The sequence below is a fragment of the Solibacillus ferritrahens genome, assembly GCF_037027585.1.
GTDB classification, from domain to species: Bacteria; Bacillota; Bacilli; order Bacillales_A; family Planococcaceae; genus Solibacillus; species Solibacillus ferritrahens.
Genome location: NZ_JAXCLE010000002.1, coordinates 323360 through 344320, shown reverse-complemented (window position 1 = coordinate 344320; position 20961 = coordinate 323360). Strand labels below are relative to the sequence as shown.

At 38.5% G+C, this 20961-nt stretch carries 19 protein-coding genes; all 19 read right to left on the bottom strand.

Translation table 11 applies throughout. From position 1 onward, the window contains the following. Positions 1-116: 116 nt before the first annotated feature. A complete protein-coding gene (gene pgsA / locus SNE38_RS03785; RefSeq protein ID WP_191702443.1) occupies positions 117-695 on the bottom strand; it encodes a CDP-diacylglycerol--glycerol-3-phosphate 3-phosphatidyltransferase in 579 nt (192 codons plus the stop codon). Positions 696-741: 46 nt separating this feature from the next. Next, entirely contained in the window at positions 742-1638 is an 897-nt protein-coding gene (locus tag SNE38_RS03780; protein WP_318247656.1) for a helix-turn-helix domain-containing protein, read from the bottom strand. A 54-nt stretch (positions 1639-1692) separates the two neighbouring features. Further along, entirely contained in the window at positions 1693-2481 is a 789-nt protein-coding gene (locus SNE38_RS03775) for a DUF3388 domain-containing protein (protein ID WP_191702441.1), read from the bottom strand. A 203-nt stretch (positions 2482-2684) separates the two neighbouring features. Then, a complete protein-coding gene (locus SNE38_RS03770; RefSeq protein WP_191698343.1) occupies positions 2685-2942 on the bottom strand; it encodes a DUF3243 domain-containing protein in 258 nt (85 codons plus the stop codon). 49 nt (positions 2943-2991) lie between these two features. After that, a complete protein-coding gene (gene ymfI / locus SNE38_RS03765; RefSeq protein WP_191702440.1) occupies positions 2992-3720 on the bottom strand; it encodes an elongation factor P 5-aminopentanone reductase in 729 nt (242 codons plus the stop codon). Beyond that, complete coding sequence (gene yfmH / locus SNE38_RS03760) at positions 3717-5021, bottom strand: EF-P 5-aminopentanol modification-associated protein YfmH (protein WP_336045878.1); 1305 nt, start codon at positions 5019-5021, stop codon at positions 3717-3719. Before yfmH ends, ymfI begins: the two co-directional genes overlap by 4 nt. 3 nt (positions 5022-5024) lie before the next feature. After that, a complete protein-coding gene (yfmF, locus tag SNE38_RS03755) occupies positions 5025-6287 on the bottom strand; it encodes an EF-P 5-aminopentanol modification-associated protein YfmF (protein ID WP_191702438.1) in 1263 nt (420 codons plus the stop codon). Between the two features lie 571 nt (positions 6288-6858). Then, complete coding sequence (locus SNE38_RS03750) at positions 6859-7818, bottom strand: ABC transporter permease (protein WP_336045877.1); 960 nt, start codon at positions 7816-7818, stop codon at positions 6859-6861. Position 7819: 1 nt separating this feature from the next. Beyond that, positions 7820-8869, bottom strand: coding sequence for an ABC transporter permease (locus SNE38_RS03745; protein ID WP_336045876.1), 1050 nt, complete (start codon positions 8867-8869; stop codon positions 7820-7822). Next, positions 8869-10410 (bottom strand): ABC transporter ATP-binding protein, encoded by a 1542-nt coding sequence (locus SNE38_RS03740; RefSeq protein ID WP_336045875.1) that lies wholly within the window; start codon positions 10408-10410, stop codon positions 8869-8871. The genes SNE38_RS03745 and SNE38_RS03740 overlap by 1 nt, the downstream gene beginning before the upstream one ends. Positions 10411-10728: 318 nt before the next feature. Continuing rightward, positions 10729-11835 carry a BMP family lipoprotein gene (locus SNE38_RS03735; RefSeq protein ID WP_336045874.1) on the bottom strand — a complete coding sequence of 369 codons (1107 nt, stop codon included), beginning with the start codon at positions 11833-11835 and terminating at the stop codon, positions 10729-10731. A gap of 61 nt (positions 11836-11896) precedes the next feature. Continuing rightward, positions 11897-12625 carry a GntR family transcriptional regulator gene (locus SNE38_RS03730; protein ID WP_336045873.1) on the bottom strand — a complete coding sequence of 243 codons (729 nt, stop codon included), beginning with the start codon at positions 12623-12625 and terminating at the stop codon, positions 11897-11899. Positions 12626-12831: 206 nt separating this feature from the next. After that, positions 12832-15042: an FtsK/SpoIIIE family DNA translocase gene (locus SNE38_RS03725; protein WP_408022374.1), complete on the bottom strand. Its 2211-nt coding sequence runs from the start codon at positions 15040-15042 to the stop codon at positions 12832-12834. Between the two features lie 312 nt (positions 15043-15354). Then, positions 15355-17022 (bottom strand): ribonuclease J, encoded by a 1668-nt coding sequence (locus tag SNE38_RS03720; RefSeq protein ID WP_191702431.1) that lies wholly within the window; start codon positions 17020-17022, stop codon positions 15355-15357. A gap of 243 nt (positions 17023-17265) precedes the next feature. Next, on the bottom strand, positions 17266-18177 hold the full coding sequence (dapA, locus tag SNE38_RS03715) for a 4-hydroxy-tetrahydrodipicolinate synthase (RefSeq protein WP_191702430.1): 912 nt from the start codon (positions 18175-18177) through the stop codon (positions 17266-17268). 15 nt (positions 18178-18192) lie between these two features. Next, positions 18193-19233 carry an aspartate-semialdehyde dehydrogenase gene (locus SNE38_RS03710; RefSeq protein ID WP_191702429.1) on the bottom strand — a complete coding sequence of 347 codons (1041 nt, stop codon included), beginning with the start codon at positions 19231-19233 and terminating at the stop codon, positions 18193-18195. An 84-nt stretch (positions 19234-19317) separates the two neighbouring features. Continuing rightward, entirely contained in the window at positions 19318-19908 is a 591-nt protein-coding gene (locus tag SNE38_RS03705) for a dipicolinate synthase subunit B (protein WP_191698355.1), read from the bottom strand. Then, complete coding sequence (locus tag SNE38_RS03700; RefSeq protein ID WP_336045871.1) at positions 19901-20677, bottom strand: dipicolinate synthase subunit A; 777 nt, start codon at positions 20675-20677, stop codon at positions 19901-19903. Before SNE38_RS03700 ends, SNE38_RS03705 begins: the two co-directional genes overlap by 8 nt. Beyond that, positions 20670-20942 (bottom strand): YlmC/YmxH family sporulation protein, encoded by a 273-nt coding sequence (locus tag SNE38_RS03695; RefSeq protein ID WP_191702427.1) that lies wholly within the window; start codon positions 20940-20942, stop codon positions 20670-20672. Before SNE38_RS03695 ends, SNE38_RS03700 begins: the two co-directional genes overlap by 8 nt. Positions 20943-20961: the final 19 nt, after the last annotated feature.

Here is a 20961-nt window from a genome sequence, read left to right as displayed (position 1 = left end):
AACACTCCCCCGTACAAACGTAAAAGTGCGGGAATTTGTTTTATCCTATATGGATTCATAATACTACTATTCCTATCCATAAAGAAAATCTAACCTAGTTTTTGAAATATATTTATTTATTTTGAATCCAACAATACACGACGGTTAATGTAGAAATAATCCCATCCAGACCATACTGTAAAGAAAAGTGCAACATATAGCATAATCATATCAAATGGTATGCCAACTAAAGTAAAAATGGTATTGTGCAAAATCAATGCTGAAATCGCAACAATTTGGGCCCATGTTTTAATTTTACCAAGCTGATTTGCGGCCACTACTTCACCTTGACCAGCCAAAATCAGTCGTAAGCCTGTTACCGCAAACTCACGTGAAATGATGATAATGACAATCCAGGCAGGTGCTAAATCAATTTCCACCAATAATATAAAAGCAGCTGAAACGAGCAGTTTATCTGCAAGCGGGTCTAAAAACTTCCCTAAATTCGTCACTAAATTATATTTTCGGGCATAATAGCCATCTACCCAATCCGTTGCGGACGCTAAAATAAAAACGAGTGCACCAACAAAATAGTTCACTTGCATCGTTGCGCCAAACAACGTCATATTCCCCCAACCAAAATCAAACATCATTATAATCACAAATATTGGGATTAATAAAATGCGGGAGACTGTAATCTTATTTGGAATGTTCATTTGTTAACACCTTTCATCGAAAGAAAAGAGCCATCTTAATAGATGACTACTCTCCTTGTTGTTCTTCATTCACTAATTTCAAAATAATATTTTGCGTCATAAGATCTTGTGCGTATGTTAATTCTACATCATTTATATACACTTTAGCCACTTTTGAGTTTCCTAAACGAATTCTTGCATAGCCATCTGATGTTGAATCATTTTCCGCAATTTCTCCTGCTTTGTAAACACGTGCCGGGATTTTCTCATCACGATTTTCATTACGAATACCAACCCATGTATCGCCTGACACTTCAACACGGACATTTAATGTATCTGTTCCGGATACTTCAAACGTTGTATCTTCACCGGAAACAACACCTGAGCTAATAACTTGTGCAGGTTCAGGATCTTCTTCAATCGGTTCTACTACTGGTTCTTCATCTTCTTCGTTGTTTTCCACTGTATCTTCTACAGGTTTACTCGGTGTTGAGTTTGGATTTTGTTCATATTCAACGGGTTTATTATCTTCTTCCACTACATCTGGAACACTACCTATTTTTTTCATAGAAAGTGTAGTAATCACAATGATAATAACAATTGCAAATAAAGCTACTATTATTTTAGGCATTGTTTCCATCATTTTATTACTAGATGATGCCTTCATTGAACGTCGACTTGGACTTTGTGAGAAAGATTGCGCTACCTCTTCTTTCTGAATCTCCGGAATATCTTTACGATACTCTGTTAAAACTTCATCCGCATCCAATCCAACAGCCTCTGCATACTGCTTAATAAAAGCTCGTACATAAAATGACCCGGGCATAATCGCATAATTGCCCTCTTCTATTCCAATTAAATACCGCTTCTGAATCTTCGTGATATTTTGTAAATCTTCTAAACTATAGCCTCTAGCTAATCTCGCTTCTTTCAAGCGAGCTCCTAGTTCTGTCAAAAAAAACACCTACTTTTAATATATTAAACTAATTAATTCATAATAATATGAATTACTTTATTTTTAAAATTCAAATCCTCCAAAATGATCGGTACTTGATAACATATTGTTCTTTTCAATTATTTCATAAGTAATTTCTTCGTCTGGATCGTGGCGTAACTCAATAATATAATCGAAATCCTCTATTTTATATGATGAATGCTGTACAAAAAGATCTGGATGTTCAATGACTTTAATCGTCGGCATTCCCATGATTTCCCGAACTAACTGCTGATGCCTTTCATCAGTAGAACGACGCGTCACAGCACCATCTAAAATAAAAATATTATTCCCATTAAACTCATCGCCCATTAAAGCATTACGAACTGTTTGTTTAATCATTGTAGAAGAAATGAAAATCCATCTTTTGTTGGCACTAACACTTGCAGCAACAATCGATTCTGTCTTTCCTACACGAGGCATTCCTCGAATTCCAATTAATTTATGACCGTCCTTCTTAAATAATTCAGCCATAAAATCAACTAAAATTCCTAATTCATCCCGGACAAATCGGAATGTGTTCTTTTCATCAGCATCCCTTGGGATATAGTGCCCATGGCGAACTGCCAGCCGGTCCCGCAACTTTGGTTCACGAAATCTGGTCACATTAATATTTTCCATTGTGGAAACGATTGAAATAAACCGTTGAATTGATTCTTCGTTTTCTGTAGACAGCAACATACCTCGATGCCCTTCATCCACACCGTTAATCGAGACAATATTAACACGAAGCATCCCTAGTAGCGAAGCGATATCGCCTAATAAACCTGGTCGATTCACTTGAATTTCGTATTCAAAATACCATTCGCCCATTTTTTTATCTGTCCCCTCGTAATAGAAACGTTTTTATTTCTTATAAGTTCCATCATAGCGGATTTTGTACCTATTGAAAAGTTAGAAACCCACGTTTTTCTTAGATTTCTTGAAATTATTTTAGAAAAACCTCTTACAGAAATTTTAAGACCGAAAAAAATGCCGCTCACTGATTTGTGAGTGACATTTTTTTCAAAATTCAATTAATGTGTTGGCTTATTTTGAACAAGTTTCATTATACAGCTGGCAATTGCTTGCTTTTCATCTTTCTCAGCAACTGACCATAAATCTGATAATACACGCTCTTGCTCATTTTGTGGGTCAACGTTTTTCGCTAGATACTCACCAATCTGAACTGCGGCCTTCTCAATCATTTTAGTAGGCATGCCGCTTTCTTTTGCGTCAGATACTTGTTTACCTAAAAAGCTTGTCCATTGCTCCCAGTTTTGTAAAATTCCCATATGGCTTATCCCTCCTCTCGCACAAATAGTATGTGCGGATATCGGGAAATTATATGTACCATCCGCCATTAACACGAATTATTTGTCCGGTTACATAATTAGCTCGTCCACTCAAATAAAAAGCCGCCATATTCGCGATATCAATCGCCTCACCAAATGATTGCAATGGTATTTGACTTTCGATCATTTCGCGCTCTTCAGCATTTAACTTTGCGTTCATGCTCGTATTAATGATACCAGGTGCAATCGCATTAACGCGGATGCCGCTAAACGCCGCTTCCTGCGAGTATGCTTTCACGAAGCTGTGCTGGGCGCCTTTTACAGCTGAGTATGCGACTTCGCCGGCTGCACCGACATCACCCCATATCGAACCAATTACAAGTACATAGCTGACTTTATTCGCTCGTAATTTGTTCGCGAGCAATGCCGTCGTACGCATTGGATTTTGTACATGGACATGCCAAAGTTTCGTCATTTCCTCGGCTGGTGTATTTTCCAATAAATCATAAAATGCATGGCCGCTCGCATAGACGATCGCCTGCAACGAAAAAATTTGGGCGGCAATTTGCTCCGCCCCGGTGTCACTGCTGAAATCTGCTTTTACTGGCATAAATTCCTGATTCGGGTACTTTTCGGTAAAAATCTGAAGCATACCGTCAATGACAGTATGCCCAGTATGGTAATGCAGATAGAGTGACCAACCATCCTGTGCCAATTGCTGACAAATAGCTTGCCCAATCGCACCGGAAGCACCGCACACTAATGCAAATTTCTTCATTTTTTATCGCGCTCACTAATCGGCATGATTGTAAACACGGTTTGTTGGTCTTCACCTTGAATTGTTTCAAATGCTTTTTCAATATCTTCAACAGTAATTGTCTCAAGAACCGGGACAACATCGAATAAGTTCATATCGTTGAATTTATAACGTGTAAATTGATTTGCGATAAATTCAATTGAATTTAGTGCTCGCAGGAATAATCCGATTTTTTTGCGTTTAATTCGTTCTACATCTTCAGTCGTGAATAAGTTATCACTTTCTGCCTGTGCCAACTTCTCTTTAATCAAGTTAACAAGCTGCTCTGGCTGTTCTGTATCGGATCCAATTAAAGCAAAACCAAATCCTTTTTCCAAAGTAAAATCATATCCATATGACTCATCAATCAAGCCGTCTTCATAAACATCCGTATAAAACGAAGAAGCACGCCCGAATAAGCATTCTACGGCAATTTGTACAGCAAGTTCATGTTTGAGCATTTCTTCGCCGCTAAGATCGACTTGTTTAGCCTTTAATCCAACATAAACTTTCGGCTTTTGAACATCCATGTGAAGAACGCGTTCTGCTTTCGCAACATCTGTCGGCTCTTCATCAAACATTCTTGTTATATCAGTCGGTTCTGGGAACGTCTTTTTACGTTGATTGTCTTCAATAAATGCCATCATTTCAACAGGATCTACTGCCCCGATAACGAATAGCAGCATATTCGATGGATGATAAAATGTGTTGTAGCATGTGTATAAATGCTCCGCCGTTATACCATCAATTGATTCAATCGTACCGGCGATATCGATTTTCACAGGGTGATTATGATACATATTTTCAATTGCACCAAAATATAAACGCCAATCAGGCTGATCATCGTACATCGTAATTTCCTGACCGATAATTCCTTTTTCCTTATTAACCGTTTCCTCAGTGAAATAAGGCTCTTGAACGAAATTCAGTAATGTCTCGGTACTTTTGTATATATGATCTGTTGCCGAGAATAAATAAGCCGTTCTTGTAAACGATGTAAAGGCATTGGCCTGTGCACCTACTTCACTGAACTTTTGAAATACATCTCCATCTTCCTTTTCGAACATTTTATGCTCCAAAAAGTGGGCAATACCATCAGGGACTGTAATAGGCTCAGTCCCTCCAAGCGGTACAAAAGTACGGTCAACCGAACCATATTTAGTTGTAAACGTTACAAATGTTTTGGAAAAACCTTTTTTCGGCAAAATATATACGTCTAATCCATTATTTAATCGCTTAAAATATAATGTTTCATCTAGTTGCTGGAATTCAATTGTCTCCATGGATTACTCCCCCTTACCGCATAAGAAATACGTTGCTTGCAATTCGATTTGCTGCGCCATTTTCTGCACATCTTCTTTTGTGACAGATTGCCAGCGCAATGTCCACGTATCTAATGTAAACGGTTCGTCTAAAGTTTTATATTGGTCAAAAATTTCAATTTGCCCACGTGGCGAATCTAATGCTTCTTTTAACTGGTTAATGAGCATTGCCTTCGTTTGCGCCAATTCTAAATCAGAAATTTCACCGTTCTGCATCACTTTTAATTGTTCGTCAATTAATTTGCGCGCCTTTTCTTCATTTGCCGGTTCAATGCCTGAAACGACAAATAATAATCCGTAGTGTGAAGCATAGGAGCTTGAAGCATAATAAGCTAAGCTTTCTTTTTCACGCACATTCATAAATAATTTTGAATGTGCGTAGCCGCCAAAAATCCCGTTGAAAATTTGCATTTTCGGGAAATCTTCGTCTCCAAAACGTACAGGTGTCGAGTAGCCGATATGCAGCTTTCCTTGCTTCATTTCCTGTGTTTCTTTTGTATATGGCTCAACTTTTGTCGAAGTGGAATTTTCTTTTGTCGATTGTGGTACATTACGGTCAGCAAATGGGAATGCTGCTTTTAACTGCTCAGTCATTTCTTGAACATTAATATCACCTACAACATAAATATCAATCACATCATTTGCGATCATCTCTTCATATGTTTTTGTAAGTGATTGTGGTGTAATTGCTTTTACCGTTTCAATTGTTCCGTTCGCAGAAATAGACGCTGCGCTATTAGGACGCATAATTTCTGTTAAACGTTTTTGTGCATAGCGAGATTTGTCATCAAAAATCGATTGGATACGTTGGATGACCATTTCTTTTTCACGTTTTACAATGGCCTCTTTAAATACTCCGTTTTCAAAATTCGGTTTAAAGATGGCTTCCTGAATAAGGCTAATTACTTCATTTAGTACATTGCCATGCGATAAGTACTGGTCATTAACCGTTTCGACATTTAATAGTACAGTATGCTCTTGACCGCGCTTTGTCGTATCAAAATACAATACCGTCCCAAAAAGGTCATCTAAATAGCTACGGTAACTAGCCGCTGTTGGAAATTTCTCGTTACTGTGCTGCAGTACATTCGATAATACAGTACGCTCTGCCGCTGTTTCTTCATTTAATGGCGCTCTCCACTTGATCGAAAAGTTAACCGTCTTAAATTGAGCGGTTTGTCGTATATGAAGCGAAACACCTTTCGCAATTTCTGTCTTTAAAAACAAAAAAACTCCTCCTGACTACCTCTTGAATATGGATAAAATTGCTTCTTCTCTACTATACATGTGTTACCTTCATTTGTGCAAAGTTATTATACGTACTAAGTGTTCCCTAAAACGTGACAAATATGAACAAAAAGTATTTGCTGTTTTAAATTTAAAAAATTGATTTCTTTACACTTTCTGCTTTTCTTAATACGTTCGTTGTACTGCGTTCCGGGAAGCCAACACGATGTTGGTCACGAATGCGTTGTCACACGATGTGACGCTCTTAGCATTCGTTCCTTTTACCCTGAGGGCATGGCTCCAAAGCTTTGAATAAAGCTTTGCGACTAGTAACCGCAGGAGCAACCTGGATTTTCCGCGCATGCTTAATCCCCAAGGAGTCTGCCCCTCCACTCCGCACAACTAAGTTTTGATATAAGGTTTGAGCTAATTAGTTAATTTGAGTCAAGGTTCGTTGATTAGATTTATCTAATTACTCATATAATTTGCTAATAAAATCCGCGCTATCCACTTAATCGACACAAAAAAACTGTCTGCACAAAAGATACTTTGTACAGACAGTTTTTAAAATTTATCGTTTCCCTTTAATATAAGGAACCCCTGAAGCTTTCGGAGCAACTGCTTTACCGATGAATCCTGCCAACGCTAAAATCGTCAACACATACGGTAAAACTTGCAGAATAACGGATGGAATATCCTGAACGAAAGGAATGTTACCTCCACCGATACTTAACGTTTGTGCTAATCCGAAGAACAGCGCTGCACCTAATGTACCTAGTGGATGCCATTTACCGAAGATCATTGCTGCAATGGCAATGAACCCTTGTCCTGCTACTGTAGAACCAGAGAAATCACCAGATGATGTCATTGCTAATGACGCACCACCAACACCTGCTAATGCTCCGGAAATCATAACGCCGATATAACGCATTTTTGCTACGTTAATCCCCATTGTATCTGCTGCCATTGGATGTTCTCCAACTGAACGAATACGTAAACCGAATGGCATTTTGTAAAGAACAAACCATGCTCCTACCGCAACAACCAATGCAATAATGGTTGTGGAGTATACATTCTGGAACAATAGTGGTCCTAAAAACGGTATATCTGATAAAAACGGTATTTCAAAACGTTGTAATGGTGCAGAAACCATATCCGTTTGGCCTTTACCGTAAATTAATTTTACTAAGAATACTGTAATCGCTGCAGCAAGCATATTTACTGCTACACCTGTAACAGTTTGGTCTGCACGGAACGTAACAGCAGCAACCGCAATAATTAACGAGAACACTGCACCAGCTAGTAATGCTGCCAATAAAGATAGCCAAATGACGTTTTTCCCAAAGTCAGCATAGTATTCTAAGTTTATATAAATACCTGTAAATGCACCGACAATCATTAACCCTTCAACACCAAGACCAATTACCCCAGCACGCTCCGAGAATAGAGCCCCGATACCTGTTAAAATAAGCGGTGTTGCGTATAAAAGAGCGGAAGGGACGATAAAGTATAACACTTCTAAAAAGCTCATGTTACTTGCCCTCCTTTTTCTTTCCAAATTTCTCTAATGCGACACGCAGAATATAGCCTGATGCTACGAATAAAATAATAACCGCAATAATGATCGATACAATTTCTTCTGGGATTCCAGCTGCATTTGGCATGTTTAGAGAGCCGTATTTCAGGGAACCGAATAAAGAGGCACCGAAGAATACTCCGATTGGATTGTTCGCACCAAGCAATGCTACGGCAATCCCGTCAAATCCGATACCTGATGCTGCTGCTTTAATAGATGCATTTTGGTATGTACCCAATGCTTCCATCGCACCACCTAGACCAGCAAAAACACCGGAAATTGTCATAGCTAAAATAATATTGCGGTTTACGTTCATCCCTGCATATTCAGCAGCATTTTTATTGAAACCTACTGCTTTTAACTCATAACCACGAGTAGTTTTTTCTAAAATAAACCACATGACAACAACCATTAAAATAGCAACGATTATTCCTAAGTGAAGGCTTGAATTATCGGTAATTTCACGTAACCACTGATTACGTAATGTTGCTGATTCCAAGACAGTCGGTGTTTTAAAGCTACCACCCGACAATGATTTAATCGCAGCATTCGTTAAGTATAATGCTGTGTAGTTTAACATGATTGAAGCAATTACTTCGTGTACATGAAGTTTTGCCTTTAAGAAACCGACGATAAATGCCCAGAAAGCACCTGCTGCCGCTGCTGCAAGTAACGCCAATGGCAAATGGATAATTCGTGGCAGCCCTTCGATTGCATAACCTACATAGGCTGCTGCAAGCCAACCCATTAATAGCTGACCTTCTACCCCGATGTTGAATAAACCTGTACGGAAAGCAAATGCTACAGCAAGACCTGATAAAATATACGGTGTAATTTGACGAATGGTATTACCGATAGAATAGGCATCTCCAAAGATACCATTCCATAAGGCCGTATATCCTTCAATGGCGTCATAGCCACTAACAATCATAATGATACCACCAACCAGTAATCCTAAAATTACTGAGATGAGTGGAACGAGTATATTTACAACTCGATTTGACATTATTCGTTCCCCTCCTTGATAGCCTTTGCCTTACGCTTTTCACCGGCCATTAATAAGCCAAGTTCCTGTTCGGAAGTTTCTTTCGGGTAAACAGTATCTACAATCATTCCATCATAAATTACCGCAATACGGTCCGAAACGTTCATTACTTCGTCCAATTCAAAGGAAATCAATAATACGGCTTTCCCTTTATCACGCTGTTCAATTAAGCGAGAGTGAATAAACTCAATGGCGCCAACATCCAGTCCGCGTGTAGGAAGTGCAGCAATTAAAAGATCCGGATCACGATCCACTTCGCGCCCAATAATTGCTTTTTGCTGGTTACCACCCGAAAGTGCGCGTGCAGGAGTCATCTCACCTTGACCCGTACGAACATCAAACTCTTCAATTACTTGACGTGCTTTTTCACTGATTTTTCGGTAGTCCATAATGAAGCCTTTTGAAATCGGTGACTTGTAATAAGTCTGAAGTGCAATATTATGTCCAATCGGAAAGTCCAATACTAGTCCGTGCTTATGTCGGTCTTGAGGTATATGCCCTAGACCTGTTTCTGTAATATCACGCGGCTTTAAACCGGTAATATCTTTGCCGTTTAAAGTGACTTTACCACTTTTAATTTTACGTAATCCTGTAATCGCTTCGATCAATTCCGATTGACCATTCCCGTCAATACCGGCAATACCGACAATTTCACCTCGACGCACCGATAAGTTCAGACCTTTTACTTTATCAATATTACGGTAATCGGCTACGATTAGATTTTCTATATTAAGAATCTCTTCTGTAGGATGAGCTTCCCCTTTTTCGGTTTTGAATTCCACTTGACGACCTACCATTAATTCAGCAAGTTGATCCGGATTAGTTTCATCTGTTATAACGGTTCCAATCCCTTCACCTTTACGAATAATCGTTACACGGTCTGATACTTCCATAATTTCTTTTAATTTATGTGTAATAATAATAATCGATTTACCTTCTTTAATCAGAAGCTTTAAGATAGCTATCAATTCCGTAATTTCCTGTGGTGTCAATGAAGCTGTCGGCTCGTCAAAAATCAGAATTTCTGCACCGCGGTATAGTGTTTTTAAAATTTCTACTCGCTGCTGCATCCCAACTGAAATATCTTCAATTTTTGCATATGGGTCAACGTCCAAATTATACTTTTTGGATAAAGCAGCAATATTTTTTGCTGCATCCTTGATATTAATAGCTCCTAGTTTAGTAGGCTCACTACCTAGAATAATATTTTCAGTTACCGTAAAGTTCTCAACAAGCATAAAGTGTTGGTGAACCATTCCGATTCCTAAATCATTTGCTTTGTTTGGATCAGTAATTTTCACCGATTCCCCACGTACTTTTATTTCACCTGCTTCAGGTTGATAAAGACCGAAAAGCACATTCATTAAAGTCGACTTACCTGCACCATTTTCACCGAGTAGTGCATGAATTTCGCCTTTTTTTAATTGGAGGGTGATATTATTGTTCGCTACGAAACTTCCGAATTCTTTTCGGATTCCCAGCATTTCAATCACGTATTCCACAAGACTCACTCCCTTAGGCTTATTTATATTTTAAAAAATTTTTTTGAAATTAACACATGAAAGATTTTTTACAAAATCTTTCATCTATTAACTTTTATTCCAACCTTTTATTCCAATTATACCATTCGATATCATAACAATTATATCTTTTTCATTATTATATTGGAATAGAACGCTTACATTTTTACAATTTCCACAATTATGAAATTTCCGTTAATATAAATCATACTTTGCAGAATATTTAAAATTATTGTATACAGTAGAAAATCATCATAGGGGAATAATTCCCCCATGATGATTACTCCGTTAAAGTGTATATTATTGTTTTGGTTTTTCTTCAGAAACTGTAATTTCACCTGAAGCAATTTTTTCTTTATATTCTTCTACTTTATCCATTACATCTTGTGGAATTGCACCACGAGAATCTGCTAAGCCAACACCATCTTCAGCTAAACCGTAAACGATTGTTTCGCCGCCTGGGAAGTTACCTTCTTTAGCTTGTTTAGCTACATCAACTACTGCGTTGTTAACACCTTTTAACATAGAAGTTAATGTGATGTTTGTTGAACTATCTACTTGACCCTCAGCGTACTGGTCAGCATCTACACCAATTACCCATACGTTTGCATTTTTGTCTTTTGCTTTACGTTCTTTTGCTTCAGAGAATACACCGTTACCTGTACCACCAGCAGCGTGGAAGATAATATCTACGCCTGAAGAGTACATAGAGTTTGCAGCAATTTTACCTTTTGAAGCATCATCAAATGCACCTGTATAGTTTACTTGAATTTCGATATCCGGGTTAACTGCTTTTGCACCTTCAACAAATCCAGCGTGGAAGCGGTTAATTACTGGGATGTCAACGCCACCAACGAAACCAATTTTACCTGTTTGAGACATTTCAGCGGCAACTACACCCGCTAAGTATGCACCTTCTTGCTCTTTGAAAAGAATATTCACTAAGTTAGGCGCAGTTACGTCAGCAGAGTCAATTAATGCTAATTGTGAATCTGGATTTTCATTTGCTACTTCTAACATTGCGTCAGCCATCATGAAACCAACACCGAATACTAAATCGAAGTCACGGCGTAATAAGTTGTTTAAGTTTGTATTGTAATCAGCATCTGATTGTGACTGTAAGTAATCGAAACCACCGTTACCTTTAGATAAGCCGTTGTCAGCACCAAACTTCTGAACACCTTCCCAAGCTGATTGGTTGAATGATTTGTCGTCAACGCCACCAACATCCGTTACCATTGCGATAGAAAATACATCGTCGCCAGAACCAGTGTTTGTTTCAGAACCAGTATCATTGTTTGAAGTGTCTTTTGAATCCGTTTTTTCTTCGTCGGTACCACATGCAGCTAAGATTGCTCCAGTTGCTACTACAGATGAAATTAATAAACCAAATTTACGCTTTTTCATTAATGAGTCCCCCTCAAAGGTAATTGATATTAGCAGGAATTAAATAATAGAAATTATTGTTCTACACCCGTTTTCGTACTACATGGAAACTAAATTTGTCAGCTCTGAAATAATTTTTTGAATAAAGCACTACACGATCACTTTCGTCATAGTGTAGCTGTTTCAATACAAGTAAAGATGTTTCCGGGCCACATTTTAATATCGGCGATACTTCATCATGGAAGCCTACAGGATCAATATAGGTCACCGCATATGCGACACGGATGGCACCAGTTTGCTCTAATGCCGAAAATATTGAAACGTTTTGATCACTTATAAATTCTTTTGGCAGTAAACTTGCCGGTACTTTGTCTACACAGTAGACAACTGGCTCATTGTCTGCCGTCCTTACACGTTCAATCGTGATAACATTGTCATCAATGTCCGTTTGGAAGCGTTCCACATCATCTTCCGTTGCCGTTTCTTCCTTTGCACTAATAAAAATTGTGCCCGGCTTCATCCCAGCGTTTTCTATCATAGATGATACACTCGATAATTGTTCAATGCCTGATGAAAATACTGGCTTTGGATTTACAAATGTTCCTACTCCATGACGACGGACTATGATATTTTCTTCTTCTAACAGTCGAAGTGCTTCACGAAGCGTTGCACGACTTACTCCGAGTGTTTTTGAAAGTTCAAATTCAGAAGGTAATTTTTCGTTTTCACAATAAATCCCTTTATCTATATCTGATTTTAAACGGTCAATAACTTGTAAGTATAGATGACGATGATCCGCTTTAATTGTCATTTAGTATCACCACCATAACATAGAGATCAGACATCTGATGTACAACATTCCTACTAATTCGTGAATAATATAACACTTTCACCGTAAAAAGAAAACATATTTCTTTAAATGTGTTATGTTATTGTGAAAATTTAGCGAATTTATTTGAAAACTTATAGAAAATGATATATTCAGAAATATTGAAATAGTCCGTTATAACGGGCTTTCTAATACTTTAAAACTTGACGTGGTTTGCTTCCTTCTGGTGGTCCTACGATGCCGCGCTGTTCCATTTGATCGACAATTCGCGCAGCCCGTGAGTATCCGATTCTAAATCGGCGCTGCAATAAAGAGACAGATGCGGTTTGCATTTCCATTACAAGTTGAACTGCATCATCATATAATTCATCGGTTTCATCCATTGCATCTATTATCGGTTCATCTGTAGGAATCATTGCTTCCTCGTACTGTGCTTTTTGCTGCTGGATGACACTTCCTATCACTTTTTCCACTTCCTGATCACTTACAAAAGCCCCTTGAACACGTACTGGCTTGGATGCACCTGCTGGTAAGTACAGCATATCCCCTCGTCCAAGCAAACGTTCAGCACCACCCATATCCAAAATCGTCCGTGAATCTACTGCGGAAGAAACGGCAAATGCAATTCGTGATGGGATATTGGCTTTTATTATTCCAGTAATAACATCTACAGATGGTCGTTGCGTAGCAATGATAAGATGGATTCCTGCAGCTCGGGCCATTTGTGCAAGCCTTGTAATTGCGTCCTCCACTTCACTAGAAGCGACCATCATTAAGTCTGCCAGCTCATCCACAATAACGACAATATACGGTAGTTTTGGCTGTTTTTCAGACAACCCTTCATTGTTCATCTCAATGAAATCATTATAGCCTTCGATATTTCTTGTACCCGAGTGCGAAAATAAATCATAGCGGCGTTCCATTTCCGAAACTACTTTTTGCAATGCTTGGGCAGCTTTTCTTGCATCAGTTACAACAGGGGCCAATAAATGTGGAATCCCATTGTACACACTGAGCTCTACCATTTTTGGATCAATCATCATCATTTTCACTTCGCTTGGCTTAGCACGCATTAACACCGATATAATAATGCCATTAATACATACACTTTTACCACTACCTGTAGAACCAGCAACGAGTAAATGTGGCATTTTATTCAATTCAGCGGAAATGGATTGACCTGTGACATCCCGGCCTAAACTAACGAACAACTTTGAGCCTACTTTTACTTGTTCGTTTGCTTCAATTACTTCACGTAACGTGACCATAGCAACTTCACTGTTTGGAACTTCTATCCCAATGGCAGACTTTCCGGGTATCGGCGCTTCAATCCGAATATCCTTTGCAGCTAGCGCGAGTGCTAAATCATCCTGCAGACCAACTATTTTACTTACTTTCACGCCTGTATCTGGCAAAACCTCATATTTTGTTACTGCCGGTCCTAAATGGACTTGCGTAACTTTTGCTTTTACACCGAAGCTTAAAAAAGTTTGTTCCAGCTTTTTAGCGTTCATTTGAATGACCGAATATTCCCCACTTTGATCGTGTTCAGGCGGTGCATTTAATAATTGAAGGGATGGCAGCATATACGTTTGATCTGTATTGGACTCCATACTAATAATCGGCTCACTCAATGGTACTTCTTCCACATCGATGTCTTTTTGTTTCTCTTGTTTTACTTGCTCCACAAAATTTGAAATAATCGGCTCCTGTCGGACTGGTGCGGCTGTAATAATTAGTTGTTCCAAATCCGCGGCATCTTCTTCTTCCATGGGTGGCTCTACATTAGAACGTCGAACTTTTTTTTTGCTTTCGGCATTTGCCTTACTTAATTTGCTTCGTTTCGTTCTTTTCAATGTGCTCTTAATATCTGGTGCTTTTTCCATTAGTAACGGAACGAGTGCTTTACCGGTAATCAAAATAAAACCAATTGCCATTAATACGAATGCGGCAATTTTTGTACCCGATGCATCAAACAGCACATGGAACATACTAAATAAAATCCCGCCAATCATGCCACCGCCAAGAGAGTTACTACGATTCGTAATGCCCTCCATACTGATTAGTATTCTCCAAGTTTCCTTTAATACCGAATTTGACAGCAACGTATTTGTGGCAAGTAATTGTTCAAATAACAAGCCATGACTAAATATCGTTAAGCTTGCCCCGACAAAAAGCACTCCATAAACAACACGGGTATTAAAAGCGACTCCACGTCGTTTTACCATTAACATTCCTGCGACTAAAAAGCATAGTAACGGAATAATGAAATGCAAATTCCCAAAGAAAAACATCGCCAATGAATGGAGCCATCTACCAACCAGACCAAATTCTAAAAACTCGATAATAGCTATGGCGATCAGCAGCACTCCGATAATTTCATATGCAAGTGGATGCATTTCCTCTTTACTCTTTGCTTTTAAGGATGGCTTTGCTTTTGGTTTTGATTTAATATTTCTCTTTCTTTCCAATTGATGTTCACCTACTTCAAGTTGTTCCTAATGATAAACGCCGAACTTATACATTTGGCTTCCATTTTCCCTATAGTAATTTCATCATATCCTTCGTCTTTTGCTAGGATCGTACTGAAATTAAGTTAGAAAAAGGGTTTTCTCACGCAAATAGTAAGAAAACCCTTTTTATCTTCATTCAGCAGCTTGCACTGCCTTCAAACAAACTGACGCAATTACGCCATTGTGTAATTGAATTGATTAATATTCCATAATAATTGGAATGATCATCGGACGACGCTTTGTTTTTTGGAATAAGTATTGATTTAATGTATCTCGTATTTCCTGTTTAATATTCGTCCATTCAAACGTTTCTTTGCCAACGTATTTTTCAATTACTTCACGTGCCATGTCAGCCGCTTCTTCCATTAACTGCTCTGACTCACGCACATAAACAAATCCACGTGATAAAATTTCCGGACCTGATGCAATTTTCTTCTGTGCACGGTTCAGTGTCACAACGACAATAAAAATTCCATCTTGAGAAAGTAACTTACGATCACGTAGTACGATATTTCCTACATCGCCTACTCCAATTCCGTCAATCAGAACATTTCCGGCTTGTACACGGCCTGTCATGCGCATTTTACCGTTTTTGTATTCGATAATATCGCCTTTATCCGCGATGAAAATTTGTGACTTTTGTAAACCTACTTGTTGCGCCAACTTAGAGTGCGCAATTAGCATACGGTACTCTCCTTGAATTGGCACAAAGTATTTAGGCTTCATAAAGTTAAGCATTAATTTTAAATCTTCTGCACTACCGTGACCCGATACATGTACTTTCTTATTTGAAGTCATGACGTTTGCGCCCGCTTTTGCAAGCTGGTTCATTGTATTGTACATCTGCACTTCCATGCTTGGTGAAGGTGTGAATGTAATTAATACTGTATCTGTATTTTTTATTTTAATATCTCGGTGATGTTTACGGACAATTTTATCAAGTGCATCAAGTGGCTCGCCTTTATTGCCTGTTGCCATCACAATGATTTCATCGTCCTGATATTTATGGATTTCATTTACTGGCACAATGATTTCATCGTCCACTTCCAAATATCCTAAGTTAACCCCGATATCGACAATTTTCTCCAAAGATTTCCCTACTACTGCAACTTTTCGGTGCGATGAAGCAGCTTGTTTAAATACCTGCTGAATACGAATGAAATTGGAAGCATATAGTGCTACTATAATTCTGCCTGGTGCCGAGTGGAACGTTTTTTGCAATTCTTCTGCAACAACCGCTTCACTTGTTGTATAGCCTGGGCGTTCTGCTTCAATAGACTCCGATAAAAGCATAAAGACGCCTTCTTCTCCAAGCATCGCCATTTTCGCTAAATCCGGCTTAAACTTGCCTGTTGCCGATTGGTCAAATTTAAATTCACCAGTATGAACGATTGCCCCTTCGGAAGTATGGAACACAATACCTAAAGAATCAGGAATACTATGTGTCGTATGGAAGAATGTCACATACGTTGAATTAAAGTTCATACGGCTATTGCTCGTTACTTCAAAGAATTTCACCTGATATGGTGCCGGCAATTCTTTTAAATGCTCTTTTGCCAGTGCAATTGTTAATTTAGACCCGTACACAGGTGCCTTTACCTTTTTCAATACATACGCAATCGATCCAATTGCATCTTCATGTCCGTGCGTAAGGAAAATGCCTTTTACGCGATCTTTGTTTTCCTCTAAATAAGTAATATCTGGAATTACAATATCTATGCCCAGCATTTCGTCCTCTGGGAACATGAGCCCACTGTCTACTACGAATAGCTCTTCATCGATTTCTATTACATACATTGATTTTCCGATTTCGCCAACTCCACCTAATGGAATGACACGGATTAGTTCATTTTTTGTTTTTGTCACTTTATTTCCTCCTAAATTGTTCCGAACAGCAACCACTTAAACTTCATTATACGGTGAGAATGTCGTTAGTACAAATAAAAAAGTGATTTTATCTTTTTTATGAAAAATATGTAAAACTAAAACTATTACAGTGCCTAAAGAGTTTGTTATTCTCAATATAACATATTGTGCGTTCTAATCGATTTATATTACTTATAAAAAAACAACCACTACCTCCTTTTGAAAGTAGTGGTTGTTTACTTATTAGTTTGTTTGTAGAGCGCGGAACTGTTCTGCTTTTGCCTGATACGTATTCCAAATTTCATCAAATGCAGCTTTTTCTTCAGGTAGCATTTCCATCATTGGCATTCGAACATCTAATGTATCAAAGCCTAATTTTGTCATTGCATACTTAATTGGTGATGGATTAGGCTGTGCAAATAATGCACGGACTAGTGGTAGTAAGGCACGGTGAATCTGGGCAGCTTCCTGATGACGACCTTCTTCAAAAGCACGAATCATTTGCTGCATATCTTTTCCGACTACATGTGAAGCAACTGATATGATGCCACGACCGCCGATTGCAAGTAATGGTAACGTCAACCCGTCATCTCCTGAGTATACGAAGAAATCCGAATCGACATTTTCAATAATATCACCCATTTGATCTAAATTGCCGCTCGCTTCTTTAATGCATGTAATATTCGGTACATCCTTGCTTAATGCAATAGTTGTTTCCGCTAAAATATTTGCACCCGTTCGACCAGGTACATTATATAGCATTATAGGTAGTGTTGTTTCCTTGGCAATAGTTTCAAAGTGAGCATACATACCGCGCTGGTTTGGCTTGTTATAATATGGTGTAACGAGCATAATGCCATTTGCGCCATTTTCTTCAGCTTTATGTGTCATCATAATTGAATAGGCAGTTTCATTATCTCCTGTACCTGCAATAACAGGCACACGACCTGCCACTTTTTCCACAGTAAAACGAACGACCTCAATTTTTTCCTCTGTTGACATCGTTGGGTTTTCTGAAGTTGTTCCACAAGCGATAATTGAATCTGTGCCATTGTCAATCAAATGGTTAATAATTCGCTCTAATTCAGGATAATTAATCGTGCCGTCCTTTTTAAACGGTGTAATCATCGCTGTACCAATTCGTCCAAAATCCATTACTAAATCCTCCCCTTATAGTAAGTTATCCTCTAGCATAGCTTCTGCAATTTGAATTGAATTAAGTGCAGCACCTTTTAGTAAGTTATCTGACACAATCCATAAGTGGAATCCTTTTTTATTGTCCAAATCTTGGCGAATACGTCCAACGAATGTCGGTTCTTCGTTTTCTGCAAATATTGGCATAGGATAAACTTGCTGTGCTGTATCATCCTGTAAAACGATTCCTGGAGCATCTTTTAATACGTCGAAAATCTGCTGTACTGTCGCTTCTTCCTCAAGCTCAATATACACTGATTCCGAGTGGCCAGATACGACAGGAACACGGACACAAGTAGCAGCAACTTTTAATTCAGGTGCTTCCATAATTTTTTTTGTTTCGTTAATCATTTTCATTTCTTCATATGTAAAGCCATTATCCGTAAACTTATCAATTTGCGGAATGACATTACGAGCGATTGGATAATGCTTTTTATCGGATTTCACAGGAAGAACATTTGCTTCTACGTTTTTTCCTGCATCCCATTGTGTACTTTGATCGCGCAATTCTTCAATCGCTGCTATACCTGAACCTGATACAGCCTGATATGTCGATACGACAATTTTTGTTAAGCCGAACTTTTCACGGATTGGCTGTAATGCTGCGACCATTTGAATTGTCGAACAGTTTGGGTTTGCTATAATCCCTTTAGGAATTGTCTTTAATGCATGGCGATTTACTTCAGGTACTACAAGCGGTACTTCCGGATCCATACGGAAGTGGCTCGTATTATCAATTACAATTGCGCCGCGTTTTGCTGCTTCGGGTGCCAAAGCCTCCGAAACAGCGCCACCTGCAGAAAATAAAGCAATATCAATACCTTCAAAGCTTTCCGGTTTTGCTTCTTCTATTGTATATGTTTCACCGTTGAATTCTATTTTATTACCTGCCGAACGAGCAGAGGCTAAAAATTTAATAGATGCAATCGGAAATTTACGTTCCACTAATTTCTCCATCATTTTTGTACCAACTGCCCCAGTTGCTCCTACTACCGCAACATTTAACTTTTTCAACATGTCTCATCTCTCCTAAAAATATCGGTATGTATATAATGTTGGATATTGTATCATATATTATTTGAATTGTGTTAGATTTTTTGATTATTTAAAATATTGTATAAATATAGGTTGAATCTGTTTTTTATGAGCGAGCGTATATGCTACAGTATCGAGCATTTTTGTGAAATCTGCTATTAGCGATGTAGGTTTATTAATTGGATCATCCTGACCGAATGGAATGAAAAATATGTTTTTGGCATTCATAAGTTTCATTAAATTCATCCCATTTAAACCAAGTGCATCATTCGTTGATATACCAAGTACAACAGGTGAGCCATTACGCAATGTCGCCTTTGCAGCCATCAATACTGCACTGTCTGTAGCAGCATTGGCAAATTTACTGATTGAATTGCCTGTCATTGGTGCAATCACCATACAATCCAATGGATTTTTGGGTCCAAACGGCTCTGCCTCCGCTATTGAACTGACCACCTTTTCCCCCGCCTGCTCTTCTATTTTTGCAATCCACTCTTCACCTGTTCCGAATCGTGTTGCAGCATGTAATACAGAAGGAGTAATGATCGGTACTACCGTTGCACCGGCTTCCCGAAATTGTGAAATTTTCGGTACAACATCTTCATAGGTACAATGTGATGCAGTTATCCCTAAACCAATGCGTTTTCCTTCAAGCACTTGTTTCCTCCTTTCGCAATTCTAGTATTGTTTCTGTTAATAACTTGGCTGCAGCCTGCGGAAAGTATATACCAGGTAATCCAGGCAGCAACTCATACTGAGATAATTTTAAATCATCTAGACACCCTGGACTTGAAGCAAGGTCGTAAATAGGGCGAGTAGTCCATGATGCGTAGTCTTTTGTTAGCCAATTAGTTGGAATCGTATTTATAAGGAAATCAGCATCCACACTGTTTTCTCCCTTTAATTCTACGCCTTTGTAACCATATGCAAGCGCTTCAGCCTTCTGATGTTCGGACCTTACTGCGATAATGACTTTTGCATTTAAACGTGTTAAAAACAAAGCAAGCATTTTTGCTACGCGTCCAAATCCTGTGATGATGAATGTTTTATACTGCACATTTACTTTTGCCTGATATAAATGAGCTAAAAAGCTTTCTGCAGTAAGCGCCGCATTTTTCCAGATAAATGTTTCATCTGTTAAATAATAATGAATGCGTTTCCCCTGTAGAAGTTGTTGCCATTGGTCGTTAAGTTTTCCTGAAAAAAACTGCGCTTGGCGTATACCTAATAGTTCATCCACTTGAATCGTTAAAGGATGGATTGGCAGAACAATTTCTGTTGGGTGTAACTCTAATGCTACTTTGTTTAACGCTTCATCCCATACAGCAGTGTTCTTGTAATAAACCGTTCGTTCATTCGTAGATAAATGCTTTGCTAAAAAACGCATTCGTTCATCTGTTCCAATTATAAGCCAGCGTTCATTCATCATTTGCATGCTTTAAAGTTGATGTTGTTTTTTGAAATAATACCCGATCTTCGCCAATCAAAATAATTTCTTCCCAAGGAATATACTTCACCATACCCGGCTTTTTCTTTTGAAATGGCATTTTCACCATTTGTGGCGGCATTTCAAAGCCTGTAATTTTCCCTGTTTTTGCATCGAAAATACATTCGGTCTCTGCTAAAAAGCCATAACGAACCCCGTTCTCCATTTCGATCAATTCTTTCTCAGCGAGCTCTGATAAAAGCATTGTATCCCTCCTCTTGTAA